Origin of the sequence: Clostridium paridis (genome assembly GCF_016765615.1) — a bacterium.
Lineage (GTDB): Bacteria > Bacillota > Clostridia > Clostridiales > Clostridiaceae > Clostridium_T > Clostridium_T paridis.
In genome coordinates, this window is the sequence record NZ_JAESWA010000022.1 from 79,157 (window position 1) to 87,372 (window position 8,216).

Annotated in this window: 8 protein-coding genes; 3 read left to right on the top strand and 5 right to left on the bottom strand. The window is 28.8% G+C overall.

Annotated features, from left to right (window positions below):
• Positions 1 to 3: 3 nt before the first annotated feature.
• Positions 4 to 591 carry a VC0807 family protein gene (locus JK634_RS08000; RefSeq protein ID WP_202767123.1) on the bottom strand — a complete coding sequence of 196 codons (588 nt, stop codon included), beginning with the start codon at positions 589 to 591 and terminating at the stop codon, positions 4 to 6.
• Positions 592 to 1,024: 433 nt separating this feature from the next.
• Here JK634_RS08000 and JK634_RS08005 point away from each other — a divergent pair, with 433 nt between their 5' ends.
• Positions 1,025 to 1,933: a sensor histidine kinase gene (locus JK634_RS08005; protein WP_202767124.1), complete on the top strand. Its 909-nt coding sequence runs from the start codon at positions 1,025 to 1,027 to the stop codon at positions 1,931 to 1,933.
• Positions 1,926 to 2,576 carry a response regulator transcription factor gene (locus JK634_RS08010; protein WP_202767125.1) on the top strand — a complete coding sequence of 217 codons (651 nt, stop codon included), beginning with the start codon at positions 1,926 to 1,928 and terminating at the stop codon, positions 2,574 to 2,576. Before JK634_RS08005 ends, JK634_RS08010 begins: the two co-directional genes overlap by 8 nt.
• A 43-nt stretch (positions 2,577 to 2,619) precedes the next feature.
• On the opposite strand, the gene JK634_RS08015 is transcribed toward JK634_RS08010, so the two are convergent.
• Genes JK634_RS08015 through JK634_RS08025 form a run of 3 tightly spaced genes read right to left on the bottom strand, consistent with a single transcriptional unit; the run spans position 2,620 to position 6,234 of the window.
• Entirely contained in the window at positions 2,620 to 4,863 is a 2,244-nt protein-coding gene (locus JK634_RS08015; RefSeq protein ID WP_202767126.1) for an ABC transporter permease, read from the bottom strand.
• Positions 4,863 to 5,561: an ABC transporter ATP-binding protein gene (locus tag JK634_RS08020; protein WP_202767127.1), complete on the bottom strand. Its 699-nt coding sequence runs from the start codon at positions 5,559 to 5,561 to the stop codon at positions 4,863 to 4,865. The genes JK634_RS08015 and JK634_RS08020 overlap by 1 nt, the downstream gene beginning before the upstream one ends.
• A 25-nt stretch (positions 5,562 to 5,586) precedes the next feature.
• Positions 5,587 to 6,234: a TetR/AcrR family transcriptional regulator gene (locus tag JK634_RS08025; protein WP_202767128.1), complete on the bottom strand. Its 648-nt coding sequence runs from the start codon at positions 6,232 to 6,234 to the stop codon at positions 5,587 to 5,589.
• 329 nt (positions 6,235 to 6,563) lie between these two features.
• Here JK634_RS08025 and JK634_RS08030 point away from each other — a divergent pair, with 329 nt between their 5' ends.
• Positions 6,564 to 7,169, top strand: a complete 606-nt coding sequence (locus tag JK634_RS08030; RefSeq protein ID WP_202767129.1) for an NUDIX hydrolase N-terminal domain-containing protein — start codon at positions 6,564 to 6,566, stop codon at positions 7,167 to 7,169.
• Positions 7,170 to 7,337: 168 nt separating this feature from the next.
• On the opposite strand, the gene JK634_RS08035 is transcribed toward JK634_RS08030, so the two are convergent.
• Complete coding sequence (locus JK634_RS08035; RefSeq protein ID WP_202767130.1) at positions 7,338 to 7,985, bottom strand: hemerythrin domain-containing protein; 648 nt, start codon at positions 7,983 to 7,985, stop codon at positions 7,338 to 7,340.
• Between the last annotated feature and the right edge of the window lie 231 nt (positions 7,986 to 8,216).

The window sequence follows — 8,216 nt, forward strand, 5'->3', positions numbered from 1 at the left end:
TATTTATATATTCCCTCTAACTATAGTCTTAATAAGCTTTCCACATATAATCAATGCTGCAATAGTGCCCCAGCTTATAAAATGAGAAATTACAAGATAAGTACTGGTTGGTAATATAATTGCTAATGCAATGTGAATTATAGAGCCAACCAAAAAAATTCCACCATATACTCCAGTAATAAGATTAAACTTTTTATAATCATGTTTGCTTTTTATGAGTTCAGCGTTACCCTTATTTAAAAACTTTATAATATACACTATTAATGGTTTTCCTATTAAAACAGAAATAATAAATGCTATCCCTATTATACTGAAAATTATTGGATGAACTAACTTAAGTGGCAATGTTGCTCCACCAAAAATTATTGAAGAAATCACAGCTACTATAATTCCAAATGCAACTACTATTCCTATCCAATCTATCTTTCCCTTCCATAGAAATAAAATTGTAGTTCTTATTGTTGGAAATGCTGATGCTATTGCAAGTGGTATAGTCTCAGTAGTAAACACCTTACTTAGTAACATATATAGAACAAATGGTACTAGCATATTAATACCTAAACTCATAATTAATCTTTTCTTTGCTTCCATACTTAACACATCCTTTGTTTTATTTTCTGTGCTAAGTATATTATCTTCCCTTCCCTCTTCATAGTCACTTAAGTAATCAAAAGCTATGTTACTAAAGTAATATATTAATTTTCCACTAGAGTGATATAATACAATTATTACATTTTAGCTTAAACTAAGGAGAAAATTAATGTTTATGTATAGCAAAAAATATCTAGTCATTATAAAAATTTTTCTCATTATATTACTTTTATCAAATACTTTTCGAAGATATGATACTCTGAATATCTCAATAATTACATTCCTTTCCGTATGCACTATTCTACTAATTAATGACATTACTAGAAACCTTATTAAGATTAATTCACTTTGGTATTTACTTTCATTAATGTTATCAATACTATTAGTCTCAGTATTAAAATCCTTTTTAAATAGCTTTCAAACTAATATCTTTATGTTTATTTATGTAATTGAAATAGTATATACTCCATTTAAGCGAAAAGTCCCACTATTAATATTTCATGCTATTTCGTTTTTAACTTCCTCTATTTTAGCCAATAATAACCTAAGTACAAATGATTTTTTAAAATCTTTAGGTTCTGGGTTCCTAACATATTTTGGAATTATTTGTACACTATATTTATCTCATAGTGTTAGAGGCGAAAGGGAAGCGACAAAAAAATTAAATGAAGAATTAATTCAATCTAATAATAAACTTAAAGAATATTCCTTAAAGGTAGAAGAATTATCTATAGCAAAAGAAAGAGAAAGAATGGCTCAAGAGTTGCATGATTCACTTGGTCACTCTCTTATGGCACTTACAATGCATCTTGAGTTTGCTGATAAAATATTTGATTCTGAGCCTGAAAAATCTAGAGATATACTATTAAAGGCAAAAAATCTTGCAAGAAATAGTACTGCTACCTTAAGAACTGTTGTTGATACCATGAAAGAAGAAAGAAATATTGAGGATTTAAAAAATTCAATTAATGAACTTATTGATAGTTTCAAATTACTTGAAGATATAAAAATTGACTTTATTATGAATCCTCTTTTAGAGGCTTTGAAGCCTGATATTAAACTATGCATTTATAAAACTATCAGAGAAAGCCTAACTAACGGCATAAAACATGGAAAAGCAAGCATCTTTAACATAGAAGTAGCTTTGCATGATGAATTTGTTAACCTAATTATTAAGGATAATGGTTTAGGTAGTGATAATATTATAAAATCAAATGGCTTAAATGGAATTGAAAAAAGAATTTTAGCATTAGGTGGATCTATTAATTTTTGTAGCCACAAAAACTCAGGTTTCTTTACAAAGGCTGAAATTCCTGTATTTAAGGAGGATACTAATGATTAAGGTGATAATTACTGATGATCAACAAATAGTAAGAGAAGGTATTAAAATGATACTTAGTCTTGATAGAGAGATAAATATTATTGGAGAAGCTTCTAACGGACAAGAGTTACTTAATAATTTATCTGATAAAGCACCTGATGTTATACTAATGGATATTAGGATGCCTATTATGGATGGAGTAGAAGCTACAAGATATATAAAAGAAAAATATCCAAAGATTAAAGTAATTATACTGACTACGTTTAATGAGGATGAATACATATTTAAAGGCTTAAAAAATGGTGCAGATGGGTATATACTAAAAGATTCCGGTTCTGATGATATCATTAGTGCTATAAAAACAGTCTATAATGGAAATATACTTCTAAATCATAATGTTGCTAATAAAGTGGTTAATGCATTAGCTAATAGTTCTCATTCAATTAATGATGTATATTATAAAGAAGATAATAAACTTGATAGCTTAACTCCAAGAGAGTTAGAAGTAGCTAAGTTGGTTTCTGATGGAAAAAGTAATAAGTCCATTTGTGAAATACTCTTTTTAACTGAAGGAACAGTAAAGAATTACGTAACTAGAATATTAGAAAAACTTGAGCTAAATAGCAGAACAGAATTAGCTCTTTATATAAAGCAATATAATTAAAAGCAGAGACTAACTATGCCGTAGTCTCTGCTTCTTTTTTTCTTTATTCTAATCTTGACTTTAAAATCTCATCCATAGCAATTTTATTAAGTTTTCTCTTACTTAAGGTTTTTGAAATTTCATATGTTGCATAAATAATTATAAAACCTACTAATAGATATACATAGTTTATTGTTATTGGAAGTGATATACTCATCTCTTGAGTAAGTGATTTAAACATAGCATTTAGTGAAACTATAAGTAGAGGTATTCCTAAAATATAACCTATGACTACTAAAAATACAGAACTATTTAAAATCATTGAATATACTTCTTTTTTCCTGTATCCTAGAATCTTCATAAGAGATATATTTTCCTTGTTTTCTTCTATGATCATAGAAGTTACAACATAAATAACTATCAAACCAATTATAAAGGATATAAACGCCATAGTTCCAACCACCCCTTGAATAGGTGCTGTCATTGCATCAAAAGCATTTTTTATATCATCCTTTGTTACTGTAGTTAATAATTTATTCTGCGGAATGTCAAGTTTTTCTGTACTCCATAGGCCCATGTAACTCTTCTCTGGAAGAGTTAACATTGTATTAAATTCACTCAATGGCATATATACATAATTCCCAACATATGATTCTGCAATGCTATCTACAGTTATCTCATATTCCTTAGAATCTAATTTACTAATTACTTTAATGGTATCATTCACTTTTGCATTTAGCTTATCTGCTAATCCTCTTGTAATAATTACTTTATCTGTACTTAGTTTATTACCTGACCTATCATTAAAAGTAACATATTGTGAGTTATTACTTACACCATATACTGTTATATCAACTTTGCTATTTGATTTTAAAGAGAAAGGTATCTCAGAGAATGCTTCTCCAGATTTAGGATTATCCTTCTGTAATGAATTAAACACATAACTATAGTTATACTTAAAGGTATCCTCCATTCCTTCATTTACTAACTTATCTAGAGAACTCTTTGCTGCAAATCCAAATAGCAGTAACATGGTTGCAAGTGTAACTCCAAGTAATAAAAATCCACTTCTGGCAATACTTCTAAGCTGTTCTCTTATTTTAAATTTTGTAGAGAACTTAAATCTATCTAATTTTAAATTCTTTTCTAAGAAACTAACCTTTTTCTTGTCACTGCCGCCTCTCATAAGTTCTAATGGTGAACTTTTAAGAGATTTATTAACAACTAAATATCCTGAAACAACTAAGAATATCACTGGTAATAAAACACTTATAACTAAATATTTAATGTCATAATTAATAGTTCCTACTGGCATATTAAAGTATGATAGCATAAAATTCAGCATCGGCCTTAGTAAAACTGCTCCAAGTATTGTTCCAACGATACCTCCTATTAATGAAATAATTAATGGATATCTTAAATAGTGACTTTGAATTTGTTTCTTCTTATAACCTAATGCATAGAGAGTTCCAATTATAGATGCTTCTCTTTTAACTAATCTCCACATTACAATACCAGTTAACACGCAAGTTAGGGTTAAAATAACTATAGGCATAGAGGAACTCATTTGATTTATTCCTTGTAATTTTGCAGTCACATAAGTTACTCTTGGATTTGTTGAAGTATTTGTCCAACTTAATACAGTAATATTTTCACCTTTCAAGTAAGCCTTAAACTCTGATATTTTCTCATCAAGATTGCTAGTATCTCCATTAAACTTTATAGAATAAAAAATATTACCCTTATCTAAAGCGCTAAACTCATCTTTATTTATCACACCAACTCCAAAATTATTTGCATCAGTTAGAAGATCAGTTTCTGATTTTAATGGATATATATAGTTTGGTAAGGACATAAATCCAGATATTTTATATTCTTTATCATATATTTTTATACCATCTCCAACCTTAAGCTTATTTGCTTTTGCATAAGCAGGATCTAGTAAAATATCATTACCACTTAAAGCATTACCTTCGATAATAGCTGGTATATTTACCTTTGTATTTTCTGAAAATAGCCTCAATACCTTATCTTTTGATACTGTGTAATCAAAAGTTTTCCCTTCTTCTATCTTCATATTAAATTTGGCTTCTATTTCTGAAACATTATTTATTTTTTTATCTACCATGAAGTTTGAATCTTCTTGCACATAATCTTTCCCAAAGGATGATAAGGTAGTTTCCATATTAGCTGAAAGCAAATTAAACATAGTAAAGAAAATACAACTTATAATAATGAGTGCTAAGGATCCAAAATATTGTGATTTACTTTCAAGAATGGTTTTCTTAATTTTCTTGTTAATAATCATTACCACTCAATCCTTTCTGCTGGCATAATTGTTTCATTTACTTTATCTTCTACGATTTCACCACTTCTCACCTTAAATACTCTATTTGCCATTGCACTAATAGCTGTATTGTGAGTAATCATAAGTATAGTTGTTCCAAATTCTTTATTAACCTTTTGAAGCAGCTTTAATATTTCTCTTGAAGTTGTAAAATCAAGAGCTCCTGTAGGCTCATCGCATAATAAAAGCTTTGGATTTTTAACTACTGCTCTTGCAATAGAAACTCTTTGCTGTTCTCCACCACTTAGTTCTTTTGGAAATCTATATTTTTTATCTAACATTCCAACAGCTTTTAAAACCTCATCAACTTCAAGGGGTGAATCACTTATATTAGAAACTACTTCTATGTTTTCACCAACTGTTAGATTAGGTATAAGGTTATAAAATTGAAATATAAATCCTACTTTGTCTCTTCTATAGTCTGTAAGTTTGTTATCAGATAAGGATGTTACTTCTGTATCTTCAATTTTAACTACTCCTGAATCTCCTCTATCTATTCCACCAATTATATTAAGTAGTGTTGACTTACCAGAACCTGATGGTCCAAGTATAACTCCTATCTCACCTTTATTAAGCTCAAGTCCTACTCCCTTTAATACTTGGGTTGTTACATCTCCACTTTTGTAGCTCTTTTTTAAGTTCTCAACTTTAATAAACATATAAATTCCCCCTGTGTAATTTATCTTATTTTTTACTTCCCATTCCATTTTTCAAAAGTTCTATCATTGCCTTTATGTCACTTTCATTTTTAGAAAAATCTTCGTCTACAATATCTTCTCCAAGTCCTCTTGCCTTACTCATCATGTGTTCCTTGATCTTAAAAGATACACCTGTTATAAAAAGAGTAAGAATATTATCATCTATATCTGTTCTTATAGAACCATTCTTTTGTCCATCTTTGATTAATTTTAAGAGATATTCATTTGAAAGCTTCATCATATATTCCATTGATTCATCAGTTAATCCGCTATATTTTCCTAAAAATACATCTTGGACAAATATAACTAATTCTCTTTCTTCTCTCATTTGAACCCATACGTCTTTAGCATTTGCATAAAGGAATTCAAATAAATCAATTTCTTTATTTCCCAGTGTCATATAGTTACTATATTTCTTTACTAAAAATTCTAGTGACCATTTTACTGAAAATAGAAATAGCTCTCTTTTATTATCAAAATATTGATACATGCTTCCCTTAGCTACGCCAGCATTTTTTGCAATGGTTCCAATGTTTCCTTTTTCAAATCCATTACTTATAAATTCATTTATTGCTACTCTCATTACCTTCTCTTGTTTCTCAAGAGGTAAATTTAAAAAAGTATCCTTTGGCATATTTGCACCACCTCTTTGTTATTTTCTCTATTTACATATTATCTTAAGCAATCAATTTAATTTTATTGATTGCGTTTGTGACTTGTGAGTCATGTGACCTCTTAGTCATATCATATGACCTTTGAGTCACATTGTCAATAGAAATATTTAAAATAAAAAAGTGGATAGCAAAAAGAATTAAAAAATAAAGAGCCAACGTATTTATAGCACATGTGATATTTTGTAAATTATGTTATAATAAGTGCTATTAAAAACTATAATCTAATGAACAATAGTAAAATTTTACGTCGGATTTTTAATCTTTAGAAATTGTATGGAGGTTGGGAAATATGGATAATATATTATTACTTTTAGAACAAATACGCTCAATCGCACAACTTGGGTTGTGTTATGCAAAAGACCCATATGACCATGAAAGATACGAGAAGTTACTTAAATTAGCATCTAATGAATATTCTCAGATATGTAATATTGAAGAGAATATAATTGTTGAACGATTTAAAAAAGAGTTAGGTTATATAACTCCTAAGGTTGGCGTAAATGGAGTAATCATTTCACAAGAAGGAAAATTTCTTTTAGAAAGACGTGCTGATGATAAATTGTGGGGCATTCCTGGTGGTTGGACTGAAACAGGTGAAAGCCCTCAACAATCAATAAAAAGAGAGATTTATGAAGAAACAGGACTTAATGTAGAAGTTAAGGAAATCATAGACATTTTTACGAGGATACCAGGGGATTTCGGACAACCTCATACATCATATCATATCTTGTTTTATTGCGAGGTAATAGATGGAAGCTTAAAAGCATCGTTTGAAAGTATAGAGATTGGATTCCATGACTTTAATAAGATAACTGAATGGCATAGAGACCATCTTCATATGGCTCGTAAAGCGAAAGAGTTCTTAAATGAATATAATAAGAAAATCAATCTATGATAATTTTACAGGAGTTATCAAAAATATATTTGCATTGTAACCATTTGTAAGATAATTAATTCTGATTCTTCATGTTATTGTTGAGCAAAGGAACAAATGATGGAAATGCTAAATAAAAAATAGACAGATAAAAAGACTTTATTATCTGTCTACTTAACTAGAAATTGTTTAAATTATATAGTTTACTTCTATAGGTGTAAATTGATCTAAATTATAAATTCCTAATGCTTTTTCAATATTTGTAACCTTATTAACTATATGTTTAAATCCATCCTCCCCAAATTTCTGCTCTTCTATTTTCTCAAAGAGATCACCAAGTTCTTTAAATTCTTCTGGATTTACTACCTCATGAAAAGCTGGAAAAATAACTGTATCTTCACGAGCAGAATGAGGGTCATACATGTTTATATACAGTGATAACAATTGAATCAATTGAAGATTATTTTCAAAATAACAAGTATTTTTTATTGACGAATAAATTATATTATTTGTTAATTTACGTGCTGCATTATGTTGATTTTGAAGTGTATTAATAAGTTCACTATACTTAGGATTGCTTGAAAGTTTCGGAAAAACATATTGTTCCTCAAGTCTTTGATGATAATCTTCAATAAATTGTTGTGCTATCATAGCTGTATTATAAATAATAGAGTAAATATTAATTCCGCTATTCATTTTTTGTCCTCTTAAATATTTCAATGCATCATTATATATCAATAGCATACGATGCATTACATCATGCTCACGCATTAAGTCTTCTGTAGGATAAATCTCTATTTCTTTGTTTTCCTTGATATTTAAACTCGTTTCAATCACTTCCCTTTATTAATAAGTACTCATTGGTTTAATATATGTTTTAAAATTTATATTCGATGACAAAAGGAATACTAATTTATATCAATAAAAATCCACCAGCTTAGCTGGTGGTTTTGCCTTAGCCCTATAAGGGCATATTACTTGCGTTGTGCCTTAAGGCACCTGTAAAAGATTCGCAGCCGCATACTGCTTTACTTGCTACCCTTAAACGGGTCCATATATTCTTTCATA

What these genes read in the sequence shown, in the direction of transcription:
- JK634_RS08025 (WP_202767128.1), bottom strand. Translation starts at nt 6,234, where the DNA reads ATGCCAAAGGATACTTTTTTAAATTTACCTCTTGAGAAACAAGAGAAG.
- JK634_RS08005 (WP_202767124.1), top strand. Translation starts at nt 1,025, where the DNA reads ATGTTTATTTATGTAATTGAAATAGTATATACTCCATTTAAGCGAAAA.
- JK634_RS08030 (WP_202767129.1), top strand. Translation starts at nt 6,564, where the DNA reads ATGGATAATATATTATTACTTTTAGAACAAATACGCTCAATCGCACAA.
- JK634_RS08010 (WP_202767125.1), top strand. Translation starts at nt 1,926, where the DNA reads ATGATTAAGGTGATAATTACTGATGATCAACAAATAGTAAGAGAAGGT.
- JK634_RS08015 (WP_202767126.1), bottom strand. Translation starts at nt 4,863, where the DNA reads ATGATTATTAACAAGAAAATTAAGAAAACCATTCTTGAAAGTAAATCA.
- JK634_RS08000 (WP_202767123.1), bottom strand. Translation starts at nt 591, where the DNA reads ATGGAAGCAAAGAAAAGATTAATTATGAGTTTAGGTATTAATATGCTA.
- JK634_RS08020 (WP_202767127.1), bottom strand. Translation starts at nt 5,561, where the DNA reads ATGTTTATTAAAGTTGAGAACTTAAAAAAGAGCTACAAAAGTGGAGAT.